This is a genomic window from Geminicoccus flavidas, from assembly GCF_009806515.1.
In the GTDB taxonomy this organism is placed as follows: Bacteria; Pseudomonadota; Alphaproteobacteria; order Geminicoccales; family Geminicoccaceae; genus Geminicoccus; species Geminicoccus flavidus.
This window is the reverse complement of record NZ_WUJP01000563.1, coordinates 1-249: the sequence shown is the minus strand read 5'-3', so window position 1 is coordinate 249 and position 249 is coordinate 1. Positions and strand designations below refer to the sequence as shown.

Genomic DNA, 249 nt, shown 5'->3' with positions numbered 1-249 from the left:
AGCGTCTTCTGCCGCGCGATGTCCTCGCGCTCCTCCTGCTCCAGCCGCTTGCGCTTCTGCTCGAGCCAGCCCGAATAATTGCCCTGGAACGGGATGCCGCGGCCGCGGTCCAGCTCCAGGATCCAGCCGGCGACATTGTCCAGGAAGTAGCGGTCGTGGGTGATCGCCACGACGGTGCCCTTGTATTCCTGCAGGAAGCGCTCCAGCCAAGCGACCGATTCGGCGTCCAGATGGTTGGTGGGCTCGTCC

The 249-nt window shown here is 65.5% G+C and carries 1 pseudogene; it reads right to left on the bottom strand.

What is annotated here, in order from left to right:
- Positions 1-249: pseudogene (locus EQG76_RS16155) on the bottom strand (energy-dependent translational throttle protein EttA); the annotation flags it as partial.